21 protein-coding genes are annotated in these 19,174 nt (G+C 64.9%); 11 read left to right on the top strand and 10 right to left on the bottom strand.

Translation table 11 applies throughout. From position 1 onward, the window contains the following. The first annotated feature begins 10 nt into the window (after positions 1–10). Both LCI23_RS05215 and LCI23_RS05210 read left to right on the top strand, forming a co-directional pair. Positions 11–355, top strand: coding sequence for an energy transducer TonB (locus tag LCI23_RS05215; RefSeq protein WP_224945041.1), 345 nt, complete (start codon positions 11–13; stop codon positions 353–355). Positions 356–544: 189 nt separating this feature from the next. Next, on the top strand, positions 545–985 hold the full coding sequence (locus LCI23_RS05210; RefSeq protein WP_224945040.1) for a thrombospondin type 3 repeat-containing protein: 441 nt from the start codon (positions 545–547) through the stop codon (positions 983–985). Positions 986–1,032: 47 nt separating this feature from the next. On the opposite strand, the gene LCI23_RS05205 is transcribed toward LCI23_RS05210, so the two are convergent. From LCI23_RS05205 to LCI23_RS05180, 6 genes are all read right to left on the bottom strand, one after another. Next, positions 1,033–2,628, bottom strand: a complete 1,596-nt coding sequence (locus LCI23_RS05205) for a sensor domain-containing diguanylate cyclase (protein WP_224945039.1) — start codon at positions 2,626–2,628, stop codon at positions 1,033–1,035. 153 nt (positions 2,629–2,781) lie between these two features. Further along, the gene (locus LCI23_RS05200; protein ID WP_307727704.1) at positions 2,782–3,486 is read right to left on the bottom strand and encodes an MBL fold metallo-hydrolase; all 705 of its coding nucleotides are present in this window, start codon (positions 3,484–3,486) and stop codon (positions 2,782–2,784) included. A 30-nt stretch (positions 3,487–3,516) separates the two neighbouring features. Next, a complete protein-coding gene (locus LCI23_RS05195) occupies positions 3,517–4,320 on the bottom strand; it encodes a sulfite exporter TauE/SafE family protein (protein WP_224945037.1) in 804 nt (267 codons plus the stop codon). Between the two features lie 3 nt (positions 4,321–4,323). Continuing rightward, positions 4,324–4,767, bottom strand: coding sequence for a YeeE/YedE family protein (locus tag LCI23_RS05190; RefSeq protein WP_224945036.1), 444 nt, complete (start codon positions 4,765–4,767; stop codon positions 4,324–4,326). A 17-nt stretch (positions 4,768–4,784) separates the two neighbouring features. Further along, complete coding sequence (locus LCI23_RS05185) at positions 4,785–5,216, bottom strand: YeeE/YedE family protein (RefSeq protein WP_224945035.1); 432 nt, start codon at positions 5,214–5,216, stop codon at positions 4,785–4,787. After that, the gene (locus tag LCI23_RS05180; RefSeq protein WP_224945034.1) at positions 5,213–5,545 is read right to left on the bottom strand and encodes a metalloregulator ArsR/SmtB family transcription factor; all 333 of its coding nucleotides are present in this window, start codon (positions 5,543–5,545) and stop codon (positions 5,213–5,215) included. The genes LCI23_RS05185 and LCI23_RS05180 overlap by 4 nt, the downstream gene beginning before the upstream one ends. A 93-nt stretch (positions 5,546–5,638) precedes the next feature. Between LCI23_RS05180 and LCI23_RS05175 the strand changes: the two genes are divergently transcribed. Continuing rightward, entirely contained in the window at positions 5,639–6,010 is a 372-nt protein-coding gene (locus tag LCI23_RS05175; protein ID WP_224945033.1) for a TIGR01244 family sulfur transferase, read from the top strand. A gap of 128 nt (positions 6,011–6,138) precedes the next feature. Beyond that, entirely contained in the window at positions 6,139–6,291 is a 153-nt protein-coding gene (locus LCI23_RS05170) for a hypothetical protein (RefSeq protein ID WP_224945032.1), read from the top strand. On the opposite strand, the gene LCI23_RS05165 is transcribed toward LCI23_RS05170, so the two are convergent. After that, a complete protein-coding gene (locus tag LCI23_RS05165; protein ID WP_224945031.1) occupies positions 6,288–6,665 on the bottom strand; it encodes a hypothetical protein in 378 nt (125 codons plus the stop codon). The genes LCI23_RS05170 and LCI23_RS05165 overlap by 4 nt on opposite strands. Here LCI23_RS05165 and LCI23_RS05160 point away from each other — a divergent pair. From LCI23_RS05160 to LCI23_RS05150, 3 genes are read left to right on the top strand one after another with little or no spacing between them, the layout of a single operon-like run. Then, the gene (locus LCI23_RS05160) at positions 6,664–8,043 is read left to right on the top strand and encodes a rhodanese-like domain-containing protein (RefSeq protein ID WP_224945030.1); all 1,380 of its coding nucleotides are present in this window, start codon (positions 6,664–6,666) and stop codon (positions 8,041–8,043) included. The genes LCI23_RS05165 and LCI23_RS05160 overlap by 2 nt on opposite strands. Positions 8,044–8,061: 18 nt before the next feature. Next, positions 8,062–8,568: a YeeE/YedE thiosulfate transporter family protein gene (locus tag LCI23_RS05155; RefSeq protein WP_224945027.1), complete on the top strand. Its 507-nt coding sequence runs from the start codon at positions 8,062–8,064 to the stop codon at positions 8,566–8,568. Further along, positions 8,561–9,139, top strand: a complete 579-nt coding sequence (locus tag LCI23_RS05150) for a YeeE/YedE thiosulfate transporter family protein (protein ID WP_224945025.1) — start codon at positions 8,561–8,563, stop codon at positions 9,137–9,139. The genes LCI23_RS05155 and LCI23_RS05150 overlap by 8 nt, the downstream gene beginning before the upstream one ends. A 34-nt stretch (positions 9,140–9,173) precedes the next feature. Here the strand turns inward: LCI23_RS05150 and LCI23_RS05145 are convergent, their stop codons facing one another. Further along, positions 9,174–12,131, bottom strand: coding sequence for an EAL domain-containing protein (locus LCI23_RS05145; RefSeq protein WP_224945023.1), 2,958 nt, complete (start codon positions 12,129–12,131; stop codon positions 9,174–9,176). A gap of 388 nt (positions 12,132–12,519) precedes the next feature. Here LCI23_RS05145 and LCI23_RS05140 point away from each other — a divergent pair, with 388 nt between their 5' ends. Beyond that, positions 12,520–13,386 (top strand): HAD-IC family P-type ATPase, encoded by an 867-nt coding sequence (locus tag LCI23_RS05140; protein ID WP_224945021.1) that lies wholly within the window; start codon positions 12,520–12,522, stop codon positions 13,384–13,386. A gap of 21 nt (positions 13,387–13,407) precedes the next feature. Here the strand turns inward: LCI23_RS05140 and LCI23_RS05135 are convergent, their stop codons facing one another. Continuing rightward, the gene (locus LCI23_RS05135) at positions 13,408–14,730 is read right to left on the bottom strand and encodes an ATP-binding protein (RefSeq protein WP_224945018.1); all 1,323 of its coding nucleotides are present in this window, start codon (positions 14,728–14,730) and stop codon (positions 13,408–13,410) included. Further along, the gene (locus LCI23_RS05130; protein WP_224945016.1) at positions 14,727–15,392 is read right to left on the bottom strand and encodes a response regulator; all 666 of its coding nucleotides are present in this window, start codon (positions 15,390–15,392) and stop codon (positions 14,727–14,729) included. Before LCI23_RS05130 ends, LCI23_RS05135 begins: the two co-directional genes overlap by 4 nt. Positions 15,393–15,573: 181 nt before the next feature. Between LCI23_RS05130 and LCI23_RS05125 the strand changes: the two genes are divergently transcribed. The 3 genes from LCI23_RS05125 to dsbG are packed head-to-tail and all read left to right on the top strand — an operon-like array spanning position 15,574 to position 19,082. Beyond that, positions 15,574–16,380: a TlpA disulfide reductase family protein gene (locus LCI23_RS05125; RefSeq protein ID WP_224945014.1), complete on the top strand. Its 807-nt coding sequence runs from the start codon at positions 15,574–15,576 to the stop codon at positions 16,378–16,380. A 45-nt stretch (positions 16,381–16,425) separates the two neighbouring features. Beyond that, positions 16,426–18,219, top strand: coding sequence for a protein-disulfide reductase DsbD (gene dsbD, locus LCI23_RS05120; RefSeq protein ID WP_224945012.1), 1,794 nt, complete (start codon positions 16,426–16,428; stop codon positions 18,217–18,219). Beyond that, positions 18,216–19,082, top strand: coding sequence for a thiol:disulfide interchange protein DsbG (gene dsbG, locus LCI23_RS05115; protein WP_224945010.1), 867 nt, complete (start codon positions 18,216–18,218; stop codon positions 19,080–19,082). The genes dsbD and dsbG overlap by 4 nt, the downstream gene beginning before the upstream one ends. Positions 19,083–19,174: the final 92 nt, after the last annotated feature.

Raw genomic sequence — 19,174 nt, 5'->3', positions numbered from 1 at the left:
TGGGGAAATCATGAAAAACCTGAGCACCAAACTGATCGCAGCAACCCTCCTCGCCAGCGCCGCCGGCGCCAGCTTCGCCGCCGAAGTGCCGGCATCGTTCGATCCGAAGAAATGCGCGGTCGAGTACCCGAAGGCGTCGCTGATGAACGAAGAGCAGGGCACCACCTCGGCCTCGTTCCTGGTCAGCGCCGACGGCACCGTAACCGAATCGAAGCTGGAAAAGTCGAGCGGCTTCAAGAACCTGGACAAGGCAGCACTGAAAGGCCTGTCCTCGTGCAAGTTCAAGCCGGGCACCAAGGATGGCGCACCGGCGGCGACCTGGACCAAGATCGACTACGCCTGGAAACTGGACTGATCCGGTTTCAGCAGCAAGAGCGAAGACAGCCGGCATTGCCGGCTGTTTTGTTTTCAGCGCTGCCGTGATTGCCCTGCGCCGTTACATTTTCATCGCAGCATGTTTCGATTGTAAGAACTTTTTTCATTTCTCCCGTGTGCACCTGGGCCTGGCTATAGTGGTTCCAACACAACCGAAAGGAGAAGTACCATGAAAAGCATTCTTGCCGCTACCGCAGCTGTCCTGATCAGTGCCGCAGCCTTCGCGCCGGCCCAGGCACAGGCCCAGGGCCGCACCGAAGTGATCGTGGTCCACAAGGCTCCGCCGCCGCCGCGCCACGAGGCAATCCCCATGGCCCGTCGTGGCTACGAATGGGTGCCAGGCTACTGGAACTGGAACGGCCGCCGTTATGAATGGGAGCGTGGCCATTACGAGCGGGTCCGCAGCGGCTATGTCTACCAGCAGCCGGTGTGGCGCCAGGACCGCAGGGGCTGGTATCTCGACCGCGGCGGCTGGGTGCGTGACGACCATCGCATGGCGCGCCGCGACCGCGACGGCGACGGCGTCCCCAACCGCATGGACCGCGACCGTGACGGCGACGGCGTCCCGAACCGTCACGACAACCGCCCGAACAACCCGACCCGCTACTAAACTGCCGGGTTGCGACACTGAACCGCCTGCATCGCAGGCGGTTTTTTTTATATCGCGAGGGACGGCTGGGCGGGCAGGCTGGAACTGTCGAGGTCGCTACAAATGCGGTTGCGGCCATTCGCCTTGGCGCGGTAGAGCAGGGCGTCGGCGCGCCGCACGAAGGTGTCGGGATCGACCTCTTCGCCATGGGTGCCATGATAGGTGCAGGCGCCACCGCTGAGGGTGGCCACCCCGTACGGATTGTCGGCGTGGACGATGCCCAGATCCATCAGCGCCAGGCGCAGGCGCTCGGCCACGTAGCGCGCCCCGACCTGCCCCGTGGCGGGCAGGATCACGGCGAATTCCTCGCCGCCGTAGCGGGCCGCCAGGTCGGTCGGGCGGGCCAGCTTGGCCTGCAGGGTGGCGGCGACCTGGCGCAGGCAATCGTCGCCGGCGACGTGGCCGTAGCGGTCGTTGTATTTCTTGAAGAAATCCACATCGAACAGGAGCAGCGACAGCGCTACCCCGGTACGCCGTGCCCGCTTGAGCTCGAGCCGCAGCGTGTCCTCGAAATGGCGGCGGTTGGCGATGCCGGTGAGACCGTCATTGGTCGCCAGCACCGTCAACTCGCGATTGCGCTCCTGCAGGTCGGCCTTGGCGATGCGCAGCTCGGCATCGAGCTCGTCGCGAATCATGATCTGGCGCACCAGGCGCGTGCCCACGCCAACCAGCAGCAGCACCACCAGCAGCGTCACGCCCGACATCAGGAGCGAGGACTGCTGCCATTCCTCCAGGATGTCCTGCTTGGACTGGGCGGTGGCCACGATCAGGGGCAGCTTGTCCAGATGGCGATAGCTGTACAGGCGCACGACGCCATCGATCTTCGAACGCAGCATCGCGGTGCCCACCGGGCCGGACCTGCGGACCATCTGGAATACGGGGCCGTCGCGCACGTCGGTGCCGACCAGGCTGTCCGTGAAGGGGCGGCGGTAGAGCAGGGTGCCGTCGTCGCGCGCCAGGAAGATCACGCCATCCTTGCCCACATCGAAGCTGCCGTACAGGTCGGCGAAGAAAGCGATCCGGATGGTGCCAAGGGCCACGCCGCCGAAGCTGCCATCGGGCCGGTCCACCCGGCGCGATACGGGCAGTACCCAGACCCCGCTGGAGCGGCTGCGCACCGGCTTGCCGATATGGACCCCGCGTCCCGGATTGTTCCGGTGATACTGGAAATATTCACGGTCGGCGTTGTTGCCGGCGACCGGGCGCTCGAGCGAGGTGACCAGCCAGCTGCCATCGGCGCCATACACGAACAGGCCGTGCAACTGCCTGACCTCGCCGACCATGTTGCGCACATGGCTGTGCAGCCGGTCGGCGGCGGCCGGCGTCATGCCGTCATGTTCGACGCGCTCGACTACGCCCGCCAGCACGGTGTCCACGATGCGCACCGTGCTTTCCGCCTGGGAGGCGAGGGCGCCGGCCATGTTCGAGGTGGCGGCCGCGTGCTCGGCCAGCCTGCTCTGGCGCGCGCTCCATGCGCTCCAGGCCTGGGCGCCGACCAGCAGGACACCGAACAGCACCAGGAGCCAGATCGCGTAGGTTACCGCTGGACGCTTCTCGGCCGTCAAGCGCAGGATCGGGGTCAGGGGAGACTGGCTATTCGGCATCAGGGGGGCCGCAGGGAAGCGGCAGGTATGCAGGTGCCTCGAGCATAGCGATCCCGCCTGTAAAAGTCGAGCGCCGGGCCTGGACGGCTCGAAAAGGTGCCGGAACACAGGAAGGGCGTCCGATGCCGGGAGCTACACGGACGCGGCGCCGGTTCATGCGCCATGCCGGGGCAGGCCCAGGTTCTGGTTGGCCGGCACCGCCACGTCGATCAGCTTCGGCTTGGGGAGATTGAGCCCGGCCATGAGCTGGACGAAGTCGGCGCGGCTGCGGTTGGCCAGGCGCGCATTGTTGCGCTTCTCCCAGCCGATCGTCGACACCGCCTGGCCCTTGTAGTCGTGGCCCGGCCACATCAGGGTGTCGTCGGGCAGCGTGAACAGCTTGTCGTTGACGCTGTCATACAGGGCATCCGCACTGCCGCTCTGGAAGTCGGTACGCCCGCAGCCATCGATCAGCAGGGTGTCCCCCGTGAAGACATTGCCACGCCACACATAGCTCATGCTGCCGGCGGTATGGCCGGGTGTATGCAGGACGCGGATTTCCTCGCCCTTGCCGAAGCGGATCACATCACCATCCCCGAGCTGCATGCCGGCGCCGGCGATACCGCAGCCGCCCGGCACCGCGGCGACGGCGCCGGTGAGCTCGCACAAGCTGCCGGCCGAGGTGACATGGTCCGCGTGGGCGTGCGTCTCGAGCACGTAGCGCAGTTTCAGGCCCAGGCGCTGGAGATGCTGGAGGTCGCGTTCCCGGTGGCGTTCCACCGGGTCGATGATGACCGCGTCATTGTCGCCCGGCGCCGCCAGGATGTAGGTGAAGGTGGAAGATTCCGTATCGAACAGCTGGATCGGGTTCATGTTCATGTCGTTCTCCAAAAAAACCAGGTAATGCAATCAAGAGAGCAGGGCCTTCGCGACCATGCCGAGCGCCACCAGGGCCGAGACCACGGCGAATGCTTTTTGCAGAGCCGGGCCGGCGACCCTGGCCGCAAGCGAGCGGCCGCCAAGCATTCCAGCGAGGGCACCGCCTGCGAACGGGGCTGCAGTCAACCAATCGATGCCTCCCTGGGCCGCCGAGGTGGCGACTCCCGCGACTGAAATGATGGCGATGACGGCCAGAGACGTGGCGACCGCCGATTTCATGGTCAGGTCGGTGTAGCGTTGCAGGGCCGGTACCATCACGAAGCCGCCGCCAACCCCGAGCAAACCGGAGAGGAAGCCAGCAAGCGCGCCTGACAGGCCGAGTACGCGCATGCACGGGCGGGTCCAGACGAAGCGGCCGGTGTGTTCCCCACGCACACATACGGGCTTGTCCGTCCCCAGTGCCGCCCCGCGCCCGGCAGCCTGGCGCCAGGTCCGGAACGCCACGTATAGCAGGGTCAGGGCGAACATCACGCCCAGCCACTGTCCATCGACCTGGCGCGCCGCCCACAGTCCGGCCGGCGACAGCAACATGCCGGCCGCGGCGATGAGCAAGGCCGCGCGGTAGCGCACCAGCCCATCGCGAAGCCCCAGCATGGCGCCGAGGGCTGCCGCCATTCCGACCGCCAGCAGGCCGATCGGCCCGGCCTCGGCGACGCTCATTCCGGCGCCGAATACCAGCAGGGGGACGGCCAGGATGCCGCCGCCAGCACCGGTCAGCGCCAGTATCAGCCCGACGACGAGGCCGAGCACGGCGGCCAGCGGCAGCGGGTCCATGGCTCAGGCCTTCCCGGCAGCAGGGGCGCTGCTGCGCTTGAACCACTCGATCAGCTCGAACATGCTCATGCCTGCCACCATGGCCAGCGCGAAGATCCACGGCTGGGAACCGCCGGTCGCCAGCGACGCGAGTGCCGGGCCAGGGCAGTAGCCCGCCAGGCCCCAGCCGGCACCGAAGGCCAGCGAACCGAGTACGAGGCGACGGTCGATCCGGGTCGCGGTCGGCAGGCGCATTGGCTCCCCAAGCAGCGAGCGCTCGCGCTTGCGTGCGATGCGGAATCCGACCAGGCCGACCAGGATCGCACCACCCATGACGAAGGCGAGCGACGGGTCCCAGTTGCCGGCCAGGTCGAGGAAGCCAGTCACCTTCGCGGGATCGGTCATGCCTGACACGATCAGGCCGATGCCGAATACCAGTCCAACAATCAATGCCATCAGGATGTTCATTTCGATGTCCTTGTGTATCAAGTGAAGAGGTGGCGCATCGCGAAGACGGTGGCGAAGCCGGCCAGCATGAAGGCGGCGGTGGCGGCCAGCGAACGCGGCGATTGCCGCGACAGGCCGCAGACGCCATGCCCGCTAGTGCAGCCCGCACCGTAACGGGTTCCCAGACCGACCAGCAATCCGGCGATGACCAAGGTCGGGGTGTCGGCGACGACCGTGACGGCAGGAAGCGCCGCGAACATCGCGTAGGCGAGGGGAGCGCCAACCAGGCCAAGCAAAAAGGCGAGGCGCCAGCCGATGTCGCCGCGCGCAGGCCGCAGCAGGCCACCGAGAATGCCGCTGATGCCGGCGATCCGGCCGTTGAACAGCACGAACGCGGCCGCCGCGGCGCCGATGATCAGCCCACCCGCGAGCGAGGTCCAGGGGGTGAAATGGATCCAGTCGATACTCATGCTTTTACTCCTTGGATAGGGAGGCAGAATTGCTGGTACAGGACCTGCATGATCGCCAGTGCCTCCTTGCTGTCGATACTGTAGAAAATCTGTTTTCCTTCGCGGCGCGTGCTGACCAGCTTTTCCTCGCGCAGTACGCCGAGTTGCTGGGACAGCGTCGGCTGCGCAATGCCCAGCAGGGACTCCAGGTCGCTGACGCAGGATTCGCCCTGAGTCAGCTGGCACAGGAGCATGAGCCGGTCGGGGTTGCTCAGAACTTTCAGGAGAGCGCAAGCCTGCGCCGCTGCGGCCTGCATGTCATGCAAATTGAGTGTTTGTGTGTCCGGCATAATCTACCTCTGTTAGTCTATTGAGACACATTATATCGACATACAATCTATATTTCAATATACTGTTGTTTTCCATCGAAACAGGAGTGCACCATGACCATCCGCTACCTCAGCAAGGACTATGCAGTAGGGCCGCAAATCACCCCGGCAGACATTGCACAATTGAAGGCCCAAGGCTTCGCCACGCTGGTCTGCAACCGCCCGGACGGGGAGAGCGGCGACCAGCCCCCGTTCGCCGAGATCGCCGCCGAAGCCCGGAAGCACGGCCTGGAAGCGCTGCATCTCCCGGTTGTCCCGGGCAAGATCACGCCAGCCGACCGCGATGCCTTTGCGGCGCTGTACGCAGCGGCGCCCAAGCCGGTATTCGGATTCTGCCGCACCGGCCTTCGCGCCGAGACGCTCTGGGCGGACACGCGGGACCGCACGCAGGGCGACTCCCCGGCTGACGCCGCCGGCCGCCGATGACTTGACGGCGCCACTGCGGCGTCGAGCCGGCGCAGCAGTGGCCTCGCTGCGGGTGTTGTTCATTCCACCTTCATCCCGGCTACCTAGCATTGCTCCCGGCAACAAGTTATTTCAATGTGGGGACAACGATGCAGGCATCCCATTCGCACCCGGACGACGTCTACAAGGAAGCGCCAGGCTATTTTGGTCGCCTGACGGGTATCGACTGGATCTTCGGCGCCGGCCTGCTGGCCGCCGCGCTGTTCGCGCTGAACCGTTACGCCGCGTTCATGGATGGCTAGGAGCGCGCCATCCTGCTGCTGAGCGCGCCTGCGATGGCAGCGCTCGGCTGGTACTGGAAGTCGAAGAAGCTTTCACGAATGTCGCCGCAGAAGACAAGCTGCGTCCGGTCGGCGAGTGGTTTCTCTCGAATGAACTGGCGCTGCGCTCCGGACAGGCGCAACGCTTCCTGAAAATCTATTCGTACTGCGATCCCGATACCGCGCGCGATCGTCGACTTCAGTCCGGCCATGGCAGCAGGAACTGCGGGCGAGAGTACAGGAATGACAAGGAAGCCAAGCTGTGCGCCGCCCGGCGGCGTACCGTGCGATGCTGGGACAGCGAACGCAGTCGTCCCGCAAGCATGACTGACTCTCGACGAAAGGAACGGAACCATGTTTTTTCAACGGGTAAAAACGCAGGGATTGGGCCACAACGCCTATGTGCTCGGATGCGGCGACAGGCTTGCGGTGGTCGTTGATCCGCGGCGCGACGTGACGGAGTACCTGAAGCTGGCGCGCGACAATGACTTGAGCATTGCGTATTGCATCGAAACGCACCGCCAGGAGGATTTCGAGTTCGGCTCCGCCAGCCTGGCGGAAGTCACGGGCGCCAAAATACTGGCGGGAAAACATCCCCTGTTCGGCCGCGTCGATGTACAGGTCGGGGATGGCGAGGAATTCAGGGTGGGTAGGACCCGCTTCGTCGCGCTCGCCACCCCGGGACACACGCCTGAAAGCATGTCCTACGCGGTGTATCCCGCTGACGCTGGCGATCAGTGCTGGGGCGTGTTTACCGGAGACGCCCTGTTCGTGGGCGATACCGGACGGACCGACCTGTCGGACCCGGAAAAGACCGCGGAAAATGCGGGCGTGCTCTACGATTCGGTGCACCAGAAGCTGGCGCCGCTCGGCGACCAGGCCATCCTGTTGCCGGCGCACGGAGCGGGATCGGCGTGTGGGGGCAATATTTCCGAGCGCGACCAGTCGACGCTCGGCATTGAACGCGCGACCAATCCCGTCTTCACGAAAACCCGCGCCGAGTTCATGGCGCAGAAGGCTGGTGAGAACCTGCCGCGGCCGCCGTATTTCTCGCACATGGAAGTGGTCAACCTGGAGGCCGGACGGCCCGTGCCCCCGTCCCCGGACGACCGCGTGCTGCAGCCCGAGGCCTTCCGCGATCGCGCCAGGGGCGGGATCGTGATCGATACCCGGTCGCCCGATGCCTTCGCGGGCGCGCACATCCCGGGTTCGTACAACGTCTGGCTGGAGGGCCTGTCCACGTTCGGCGGATGGCTCGCGGACGAACAAACGCCCGTTTTCCTGGTCGTCGAGCAGCCGGCCAAGGCGCCTGTGGCGATCGCACAGCTTGCCCGCATCGGCATCGACCGCGTCGAAGGGGTGCTCGCGGACGGGGTCGAGGCATGGCGCGAAGCGGGCTTGCCCATCGAAGCGCTGGGCACGACAAGCGCCAGCGAAGCCGCGCGCTGGAAAGAGAACGGGAATCTGACCATCCTGGACGTGCGCGATGACATGGAATGGAAGGAGAAACACATACCGGGCGCGCATCATACTTTCGTAGGCCATCTCGAAGAAAACCTGCCCGCGATTCCCAAGGACCAGCGGATCGTCGCCCACTGCAGCGTGGGACATCGCTCGGGACTTGCAGTCAGTATTCTTCGACGCAATGGGTACACAAACGTCTTCAATATGCTTGGTGGTATGACGGCGTGGGACAAGCTCGGGCTGCCATTGGACAGGAACCAGGCCGAATAAGGCGCGAAGGAGACCGATATGAACACGGCTGGCGGCGCATGGAATCCCTATCTCGTCGGCGCCCTGATCGGCGTCCTGTCGATGGCGACGTTCTACTTCTCCAGCAAACCCTTGGGGGTGTCGACCGCTTTCGCACGCATGGCGGGCCTGCTGGGCTACCTGGTCTCGAAGAAGCACACGGATTCCTTGTGCTTCTATCAGGACAAAACTCCCAAGATCGAGTGGGAAGTCATGCTCGCTTTCGGCATCATCGCAGGCGCATTCTTGGCCGCCTGGTCGGGCGGTGAGTTCCATGCCAGCGTGATTCCGCCGCTGTGGGAGGCCCATTTCGGCGACTCGGTAGCGCTGCGCCTGTCGGTCGCTTTCATTGGCGGCGCGATCATGGCATTCGGCGCCCGGGTCGCAGGCGGTTGTACCAGTGGTCATGGCATCAGCGGCGCACTGCAATTGTCGGTCGGATCGTGGATTGCGCTGGCATGCTTCTTCGTGGGGGGGGCTGTAGTCGCACAGGTGATGTATGGATAAGGAACCCCAGCAATCCGGCGCCGCGGCCGAGAAGAGTGACGCGCCAAAGCAGCTCGTATTGGGCCTTCTGTTCGGGATTGTGTTCGGATTCCTGCTGCAGAAAGGCGGTGTTGCCAAGTACGACGTCCTGCTGGGCGCGCTTCTGCTGACCGATTTCACGGTCATGAAAATCATGCTGAGCGCAATTCTGGTCGGGATGATCGGCATCTTCGGCATGCATGCGCTCGGACTGGTCAAGCTACAGCTGAAACCCACGAAATATGCGGCCAATGTCATTGGGGGGCTGATATTCGGCGCCGGCTTTGCCTTGATCGGGTATTGCCCGGGCACCGGAGCGGCAGCCCTGGGGCAGGGCAATCTGGATGCCGTTGCCGGAATTGCCGGGCTGCTGGCCGGCAGTTATCTCTATGCCGAACTGTCCGGAAACCTCAGCAAGAATGTGCTGGCCTGGGGGGACCGCGGCTGCATCCAGCTTCCTGATCTGATTGGCGTGCGCACCATGCCCTTTCTGATCGTGTTCGCGCCTTTTCTGGGTGTGGCGCTTTGGCTGCTGCACCTGTATTTTCCGTAGTTCGACAAGCGTGCGCCGGGCTCGCCGGTGCACCTCAGACGCCGGACGCGGCCCCGCCAGCCCCGAGTACATCTGCTGCTTCGCCCGACTGTGCGGTGACCAGCGCTTCCAGTGCCACGGCCTCCATGGGCCGTCCGAAAAGGTAGCCCTGGCAACAGCCGCAACCGATCTTCGCCAGGAAGGCGCGCTGGGCCTCTGTTTCCACACCTTCGGCAATGATCCCGAGCCCCAGCGACTGGCTTAGCGCCACGATACTGCGCGCGATCGACGCATCGTTCGGGTCTTCCAGGATGTCGCGTACGAACGAACGGTCGATCTTGAGCTGGTCGAGCGGCAGCCGCTTCAGGTAGCTGAGCGACGAGTAGCCGGTACCGAAATCGTCGAGTGCGAAACCAATGCCGAGCGCCTTCAGTTGCAGCATCTTGTCGACCGTATCATCGACGTCGTCGATCAGGAGAGTCTCCGTCAGTTCCAGCTTCAGCAGCCGCGGGTCGATGCCGCTTTCGTCCACAATCTCCAGTACGTCGCTCACGAAGCCGGGCTGGCGGAACTGGTGTGCGCTGACGTTGACTGCCACGCTCAGGTGGTCCATCGCGGGGCTGCGGTGCCATTGGGCCAGTTGCGCGCATGCGGCGCGCAAGACCCAGCGGCCGAGCGGCAGGATCAATCCCGACGCCTCCGCAACCGGTATGAATTCCACTGGGCTTACTGCGGTGCCAGCAGTATTGATCCAGCGTAGCAGCGCCTCGACGCCGCTGATGCGGCCTGCGCTGTCGACCTGGGGCTGGTAATGGAGTGCGAACCTGGTATTGCCGAGCGATTCCCGCAGTTCCCTTTCCAGGGCGAGGCGGTGGTTGACTTCCGATTCCATGTCCGCATGGAAGAAGCAGAGCGTGTTCTTTCCTTCGCGTTTGGCACGGTACATGGCCATGTCGCCGCGCTTCATCAAGGTATCGGTCGTTCCGTCGGTGCTGAGGGCGGCACCCAGACTGCACGTGGCGTGATGCGTCATGCCGTCGATGTCGAAAGGTTCGCGCACCGCGTCGAGGATCTTTTTGCCGGTCGTGGCGGCGTGGCGGGCAGCTTCCTTTTCGCCCTGCCCGACGTTCTCGAGGAGGATGACGAACTCGTCCCCTCCAAGGCGGGCAACCGTGTCGCAGTCCCTGGTGCAGGCGCTGATGCGCGCCGCCACCTGCTGCAGCAGCAGGTCCCCGACGCCATGTCCGCGCAGGTCGTTCAGGTCCTTGAAATTGTCGAGATCGAGGAAGAGCAATGCCGCTATGTGTCCAGTCCTCTGGTGCAGCGGCAGGGCATGGTGTAGCCGCTCCAGCAGCATGCGGCGGTTCGCCAGGCCGGTCAGCGGGTCGGAGTAGGCCAGCCGGACGATTTCGTCCTGCGCCGTTTTTTGCGCGGTGATATCGCCCTGTGTGCCGACATAATGGGTAATACTTCCAGAGCTGTCGCGAACCGCCGTGACCGTGAGGCGGGCCGGATAGGTGCTGCCGTCCTTGCGCGACGTCCAGATCTCGCCCTGCCATTTTCCATCGGCCTCCGCAAGCTTCCACATGGCGGCGCCGGCATTGCTGCCTTCGCGTGACAGCGAGAACGGCGGCAGCAAGTCGCCGGCCAGTTCGTCCGCGCTATAGCCGGTCATCGCGCAATACGCTTCGTTCACGCGCAGGATACGGCGATCACGGCCGGCAATGAACATGCCTTCGGCGGACTGGAATACGGTCGCCGCCACCCTGTTCGATTCCTCGGCCGCCCTGCGCTCGGAGATGTCGAAGGAAATCCCGCACAAGCCATGGACACGGCCGTCCTCGTGGAACAGCGGTATCTTCGTCGTGAACACGGTTACCTGCCGGCCATGGGCATCGGGCACGGTCTCTTCTGATACCACCCGTTGCCGTTCCATGATCGTTCGCTGGTCGTTGCGACCGATTTCCGCGGCAACCTCGGGCGCAAACAGGTCGATGTCGCTGTGTCCGACGATATCCTTGTCGTCCCGGCCAAGGAAGGTGCGCAGCGCCTGGTTGGCATAGGTGTAGCGGTAGGCCGCATCCTTGATGTAGATGAGGCTGTCAACGCTGTCCAGGATGGTGCCCAAGCGTTGTTCAGTTTCCCGGAGTGCACCGGACTTGCGCAGGTTCTGGTGCCGCAGCCATGCGGCCGTAGCCAGTGCAAGGACCAGCAGGACAAGCACCAGGCCCGCCGTCCACCGCAAGTACGCAGGAATCTGCGCCAGCACGCCGCGCGACTGCCAGCGTTCGAGGATGGCGAAGTATGCCGAGTCCGGATCTCCCTGCCAGGCGCGGAGCCGCCGGTCGAACGCCGCCAGCAGCTCGCCATTGCGGTTCTTTCCCACCGCGTAATAGAGGCGCGTTGGCTGGAACATGATCGGTGTCGCCACGATACCGCGGCCGCTCGCGTGATAGCCACCCACGAAGTGGCTTGCGACGACAGCATCGGCTTTTCCCGTTGCCACGAGGTCGAAGCCTTCGGCGATCGATGCGACCGGCACGACCCGCGGCGCGACCCCGAATTCTCGTGCGAAATCGGTAAAGTAGCGTTGCTGGATCGAGTCGGACAGGACCGCGACGCGCTTTCCGCCAACGTCGGTCATGGAGCTCAGGGCCACGCCCGCCCGCCGGAATACCTGCGACCAGCTGTACAGGGCGGGAACCCGATGAAAGTCGAGTTGCCGGCTGCGCTCTTCTGACCAGGCGACGTCGGGCAGCACGTCGATGCTGCCCTGGTTGAGTGCGGCAAGGCACTGCGCCCATTGGCACCGGATGAAGCGAAGCTCCCATCCCTCGGCCTTGGCGACCTCGCGGAGCAGATCGATAAGGATGCCGTCAGCCTGTCCCTCTTCATTGGAATAAAGCTTTGGAGGATTGGCATACACGCCGACACGAACTACGCGCGGAGGAGCCACTGCCTGGGCAAGCAAGGGCAAGCCGAGCAGTAACAGGAGAAGAGTCTGACGCAGCAAGGTGGTCGAGCCTTTCGCGAGATGGGCAGTTACTACCGGCCTTCTCGTACGTTTGCGCGACGGCTGACCGATAGTTACATTTTACCCTTCTTGCCCGGAATGCCGCGCTTCAAAAGTTGGGCTGGGCTGGAAGTAAAGGGAATAGCCGCGCGCCGGCGCCTGCTCAGGCCTGTGCATGTCCCACCCGGCATGACGCCAAAGCGAAACGCGCCGGAACTTGGCGTATTCCACGGGCACGGTATGCATCGGTCGCAGCGCATCGCGGATTGTAAGCAAAGTTTTCATTTGGGAAACTTCCTTAATCCTGATTTAATCCGTATTGCATAGCATTGCTGACCGCAACAGAAATTGCTCTTCCTAAATATGCGGCTCCGGCGAATATTGGGAGGTGCTGGGTTCCCAGCACGCTGTTGCAACCGAAGTACTCGCCCTCGCGGCGCGGGCGGAAGCGGACGTCGCGCATCCGGTGGCGCGCGCGATCCTCGCGGCGGCCGGAACACTCGGCGCCGACAGCCGCGGCGATGGACAGGTGCAGCGTCATGCGCGGGGCAGCACGTGGTGCAGCGGGGATGGGCAGGACATGGTACTGGTAGGTAGCGCGGGCTTCGTCGCAGAGCAGGGCGTGACCTTGCTTGCAGGCAGGCCGGAGAACTGCACCAGGGTTGAAGTAGCGCGCAACGGCACGTGGATCGGGGCCGTCCTGTTGCAGGATCGGGTACGCGAAGATGCCGCCAGCGCCCTGCGTGCGTTTGCGCAGGCAGCGATTAGGACGCGCCTGGTGACCGGAGACAGTGCCGCGGCGGCGGCTCCGGTTGCACAAGCCGTCGGCCTCAAGGCGTCTGACGTCCACGCGCACTGTCTGCCCGAGGACAAAGTAAAGGTTCTCGAACAGGCAGGCAATCCCTCCGTGTTCGTCGGCGACGGTGTCAATGACGCACTTGCCCTGGCTGCTGCCGATTGCGGCGTCGCGGTGCAGGGCGCCACGCCGCCGGCTGTAGCGACTGCAGGGGTGGTCATTGCAAGCGGCGGAGTGGAGCAGGTGGCGGTGGCCTGGCGGCATGCCCGGCGAACCATCAGGGTCGTGCGCCAGAACCTGGCGTTCTCGATGGTATATAACGTTGGAGTGCTGGCGCTGGCCGCGGGCGGCATGGTGACGCCGGTTGCCGCCGCTTGTGCCATGCTGGCCAGCAGTCTGAGCGTCATGCTGAATTCGGGGCGGCTGCTATCCGCCAGGAGTGCGCTGCCGCGCGCATGAACCCACGTCCGGCTTGGGCGCTTATGCCACAGGGAAGGCAAGGTGTGCGGCCAGTCCGCCGCCTTCGCGGCGCTCGAGCTTCCAGCTGCCGTCGTAGCGCGCGACGATCGCCCTGACGATCGATAGGCCAAGGCCGCTGCCCTGGCCGCTGCCTTTGCGCCAGAAGCGCTGGCCGGCCTTGGCGAGCTCCTCGTCGCTCATGCCGCTGCCCTGGTCCTCCACTGTGAACCCCGCCAATCCGTCATGGCGCACGACGCGCAGTACGACCGCGGCCTCGGCATCGCCGTAGCGCAGCGCGTTGTCGACGATGTTTCGCAGCGCCGTCACGGCCAGGGAGGCAGGTATGCGAAGGGCGCACGCCGCGCCGCCTTCGTCGCGGACGGACACCCTGGCAAGCTGCTGCGCCGGAAGCTGCATCACGACCTGCTCTGCGACCAGGCCGGCCGGCAGGCGCTCGTCGTCGTCGAAAGCCAGGGAACCCTCGACCCGCGCCAGCATGAGGAGCTGGTTGATGATGCCCTGCAGGCGGCCCACCCCACGCTCGGCCTGCTGGAGTGCAACCGCCGTGTCCGGTCCGTCGCCGCTCAACTTGGCGACCTGGAGATGGGTTTTCACGGCGGTCAGCGGCGTGCGTAATTCGTGCGCGGCATCGCCGGTGAAGCGTCGTTCGCGCTCCATGGTGCATTCGATCCTGGCGAGCAGGCCGTTGACGGTCGTGACCAGCGGGGCGAGCTCGCGCGGCAGATCCTGCTCGGGCAGCGGGTGGAGCGCACCTGGCTTGCGCGCTTCAAGGGCGACGCGTATCCGTTCGAGCGGCCGCAGCCCGTGGCGTACGGCGAACCATAGCGCGATCAAAGTCGCTCCCATGGCGACCAGGAAGGGCACGAAGGTGGCGAACGCGATATTCCGGAACAGCTGCTGGCGGCGCTCCACCTTGTCGGCGGTGGTGATGCGCATCCCGTTGTGCTCGATGGTGTAGCTGCGCCAGGTAACCCCATCGATCACGCGGGTGCGATAACCGGGTGATACCAGACCGAGGTGTGCCGGGCTGTTCTCGGTGCGGCCCACGATGCCGCCCCGCAGCAGCCGGATCTCGCAGGCCACGTTGTCGGTACGGACGAGGTAGGGAATCGGGCTGGCTCCGCGCGAACCCGGCTGCACCGAAAGATGGGGCGAATCGACGATCAGCGCGGCGACCATGCGCGCCGATGCAGCAAGCCGCTCGTCGAGTGCGTCGCGGAACTCGTGGCGCAGGTCGACCAGCGTCCAGACCGACGACAGGGTCCAGAACAGCGCGAACGAGGCGCCGATCATGACCAGGAGGCGCAGGCGCAGCGTCTTCATGCTCCCGCCTTGCCGAGCCGGTACCCAAGGCCGCGCACCGTTTCCACGATATTCGGGCCGAGTTTGCGGCGCAGGTGGTAGATGTGAACGTTGAGAGCGTTGCTTTCGACACCGTCGGTCAGTCCGTACAGGCTGTCCTTGACCTGCTCGGTACTGAGGATGCGTTGGCCGCTGTTGAGGAGGGCCTGGAGCAGGGCCAGTTCGCGCCGCGACAGTTCGACCGGAGCCCCATTCAGCGTCACCACCTGGGTGGCGGGATCGAAGGCAAGCGGACCATGCTCGATGCGGTCGACGCTGCGGCCGGCACTGCGCCGCTGCAGGGCATGCAATCGTGCGACCAGTTCGTCGAGCTCGAACGGTTTCACGAGGTAGTCGTCGGCGCCGCTGCGCAGGCCGGCCACCTTGTCCTGCACGTCGTCGCGTGCGGTCAGGATCAGCACGGGCCAGTCCTTGCCCGCGCTGCGCCAGCGCTTGAGCAGCTTGAGCCCGTCCGTATCCGGAAGGCCGAGATCGAGGATGAGGACATCAAAGCAGCCGGTCTGCACAGCCATGTCCGCTTGCGAGGCATTGGCGACATGGTCGGCCCCGATTCCGGACAGGCGCAAGCCGGCCAGGATGCCGCTGGCAACCAGTTCGTCGTCTTCAATGACGAGTACACGCATGAATAACCCGGGTAGTAAGAACAGGAACCGCGATCTTACCGCTTTACGGTTATGCCGCGATTAACGGGAATTGCCGGAGCAGGCAGCCTGGGGATTCGGCCGATTCGTTAATGCCGTGCTAATCGGCAAGGCATAGGATGCCTCCATTCGCCAGGCGCCATGCGCAGGAAAGCACAACATCATGACTGTCACACTCGGACCACTCGCCTTGCCCGGGCAATTGCTGGTCATCTTTGCCACCATCATTCTCGGCTCCGCCATTGGCAACCGGGTTGCAACCGCACGCGGCGTGAAGGCCGAGGGATCGCTGTGGCTGATCATCGCCGGGGGGGTAATCGTTGCACGCATTGCCTTCGTTGCCCGTTACTGGTCTCTCTACGCGCAGGAGCCCTGGCGGCTGGCGGACCTGCGCGACGGTGGATTGGCGCCAATCGCGGGCTTCACGGCGGCCGTCGTCATTGGCGCCATCCTGGCATGGCGCAGGACCGACCAGCGCGCAGCGATCGTCAGCGCCGTATGGGCCGGCCTCTTCATCTGGATCGGCGGGAACGGGCTGCTTCGCCTGGCTACCGACACCCAAACCTTGCCAGAGGTGACGCTGAAGGATCTCGACGGGCGTGCCGTTCCCTTGTCCGCGTTTGCGGGCAAGCCGATGGTGGTCAACCTCTGGGCCAGCTGGTGCCCGCCCTGCAGGCGGGAAATGCCTGCGCTGGGCAAGGCACAGCGGGAAGCGAGCGACCTCAATTTCGTGTTCGTCAACCAGGGCGAAGACAGCGCCACCGTACGTGCCTACATGAAGGGCGAGGGGCTGCCGCTGCGCAATGTGGTGCTCGACCCCGGCGGCGAACTTGCCAAGGCAGCCGGCGCCCCGGGCTTGCCAACCACGCTGTTCTTCGACGCGAAGGGAATACTGGTCGACAAGCGGATGGGCGAGGTATCGAGCGCCACGCTGGCCGAGCACCTCGCCGTCCTGCGCGGCAGGCGCTGAACCAAAAAGCCTGCGATAGCCACATCAACAAACAGGAGACAGCGCATGGTTTTCATATCCCGGACGGTACCCAAATTTTATCAATGCCTGCGTGCGCTTCTGCTGGCGCAGCTAGCCGCTCTGCTGCTTGCAGCCTCCGGCATCGCGACAGCAGCCGACGACGATTTCCTGCCTCCCGAGCAGGCATTCCGCTTCGCCGCCACCATGGTCGACGGACGGACGGCCGAAGTGCGCTTCGACATCGCGCCAGGGTATTACATGTACCGCGAGCGCTTCGCATTCGAAGCCGCACAGGCCCGGCTCGGACAGCCTGCCTTCCCGGCTGGCGAAAAGCACTTCGACGAAACCTTCCAGAAGGAGATGGAAACCTACCGGGGCGTCGTCAAGCTGCGTATTCCCGTAGACCGGAACGGAAATTTTACGTTGAAGACCACGTCGCAGGGTTGCTCGGACAAGGGCTTGTGCTACCCGCCGATGGTATCGAGCGCAGTCCTGGCCGCCGGCGGGCCCACGGGTTCGTCCCCGGCCCCCGCCGTGCCGGAGAGTGTGCCCGCGAACGACAGCGATAGCGGACGCATCGAACGGGCATTGATCAGCCGCGAGCTGGCGGTGATCGTCCCGATGTTCCTTCTGCTCGGCCTTGGCCTGTCGTTCACGCCCTGCGTGCTGCCGATGTTGCCGATCCTTTCGTCGATCATCGTCGGCGCCAAGGGTTCCGCGTCGCGCCTGCGGGGGCTGGGCCTGTCGGTATCGTATTCGTTCGGCATGGCGATCGTGTACACCGCGATGGGCGTGGCGGCAGGCCTGGCGGGCGAAGGACTGGCGGCGGCACTGCAGAACGCCTGGGTGCTGGGCGCGTTCGCCTTCCTGATGGTCGTGCTGGCGCTGCCGATGTTCGGCGTGTTCGAGCTGCAGATGCCAGCGGTGATCCAGTCGCGCCTGACGGGAGCGTCCAAGCGCCAAGGGGCAGGCACCCACGCCGGCGTGTTTGCGATGGGAGCGATCTCGGCATTGATCGTCGGGCCCTGCGTCGCCGCGCCGCTCGCGGGCGCGCTGGTGTACCTCAGCCAGACCAGGGATGCCTTCATCGGCGGCAGTGCGCTGTTCGCCATGGCCGCCGGCATGAGCTTGCCGCTGCTGCTGGTCGGCGCCTCGGCGGGCGCATTCCTGCCGCGAGCCGGGGCCTGGATGGTCGGCGTCAAGCGCTTCTTTGGCGTGCTGATGCTTGGCACCGCGCTGTGGATCGCTGCGCCAGTCCTGCCGTCTCGCGCTTTGATGCTGGGCTGGGGCTTGCTGGGCCTGGGTTCTGCCGTGTCGCTGCTGCTGCCGCGTCCTCGCCGTCTGGCCGCGGTGGCGGCCGGCCTGGTCGCCGGGGTGCTTGGCCTGACGCAGCTGGCAGGGCTGGCCGCCGGCGGCAGCGATCCCCTGGCGCCGTTTGCAACAGCCGAGGCGCATGGAGAGACACCGTTCCAGCGTGTCCGCTCGGTCGACGAGCTCGATGCCATCCTTGCAAGCAGCCCCGGCAAGACCGTCATGCTCGACTTTTACGCGGACTGGTGCGTGTCGTGCAAGGAGATGGAACGATTCACCTTCTCCGATCCCCGTGTCCAGGAGCGCTTCGGACAGATGCTGCTGCTCCAGGCCGACGTCTCCGCCAACAATGCGGCGGACCAGGCCCTGCTCAAGCGCTTCGGCCTGTTCGGGCCGCCGGGGATCATCTTCTTCGGCGCCGACGGCCGCGAGCTCGGCGGCACCAGGGTCATCGGCTACGAGGATGCCGATGCCTTCCTCGCTTCGTTGCGCAAGGCCGAGGCCGCGCAAACGGGCCGCCAACCGTGACCACCACCTTCACTACCTTGTTTATCGGAGTTGACATGCAGGTTTTCCACCACGCGCGACCAGTCGCACTCGTTGCCGCACTCGCGGCAGCATCCATCCACAGTGCGGTCTTCGCCGCCCAGCAGACCCCGCCGGTGCTCGAGCGCGCCGTGGGCGCCGGCGTCAAGGTGGTCAAGCAGTTCCCGGCGACGTCCGGGTTGACCGGCTGGGTCTTGTCCCAGGGCGGCCGCCACTCGATCGCCTATACGACCGCAGACGGCAAGACGCTGCTGGCGGGCATGCTGATCGACGAGCGCGGGCAGAACCTGTCGGCCCAGCACGAAGACATGTATGTCCCCAAGCCGGATTTCGCGGCGGCGTTCGCGCAGCTGGAGAAATCGGCCTTCATCGCCGAGGGTACCGTCAAGCACCCGAAGAGCATCATCTATGCCTTCGTCGACGCGAACTGCCCTTACTGCCACTTCATGTGGCGCGCCGTGCAGCCGTACCAGGCGGCAGGACTCCAGGTGCGCTGGATCCCGGTGGCGACGCTCGGTCCGACCAGCATGCCGAAAGCGCTCGAGGTTCTTGCTGCGGCCGACAAGACTGCAGCGTTCAGGCGCATGGAACAGAACCACGGCAAGCCATGGAAGCCGGCGGCGGGCATGACCGAACAAGGACATCCGTCGGTTGCGGCGTCGATTCGCAGGAACGGCGAATTGATGGAGAGCTTCGGCATCGCAGGCACTCCCGGTGTGGTGTGGCGGGACAAGGAGGGCAAGGTTCAGGTGAAGAGTGGAATGCCGCGCTTGTCCGAACTACCGTCGATCACTGGACTGCCTGAGCAGCGTGTTACCGATCCATCGCTGGCAAAGTTCAAGTGATGCGCCGAGAGGGTTGGATAGGTAATCATCAAAGCGCGTTCAGGGGCGACGTGAGCTGATCTGCCGCCCGTGTTGCAAATGACATGACGACA

It is taken from the genome of Massilia sp. MS-15, from assembly GCF_020176695.1.
GTDB lineage: Bacteria > Pseudomonadota > Gammaproteobacteria > Burkholderiales > Burkholderiaceae_D > Telluria > Telluria hydrophila.
The sequence above is the reverse complement of the archived record's forward strand: the minus strand, read 5'-3'. Positions and strand labels throughout refer to the sequence as shown.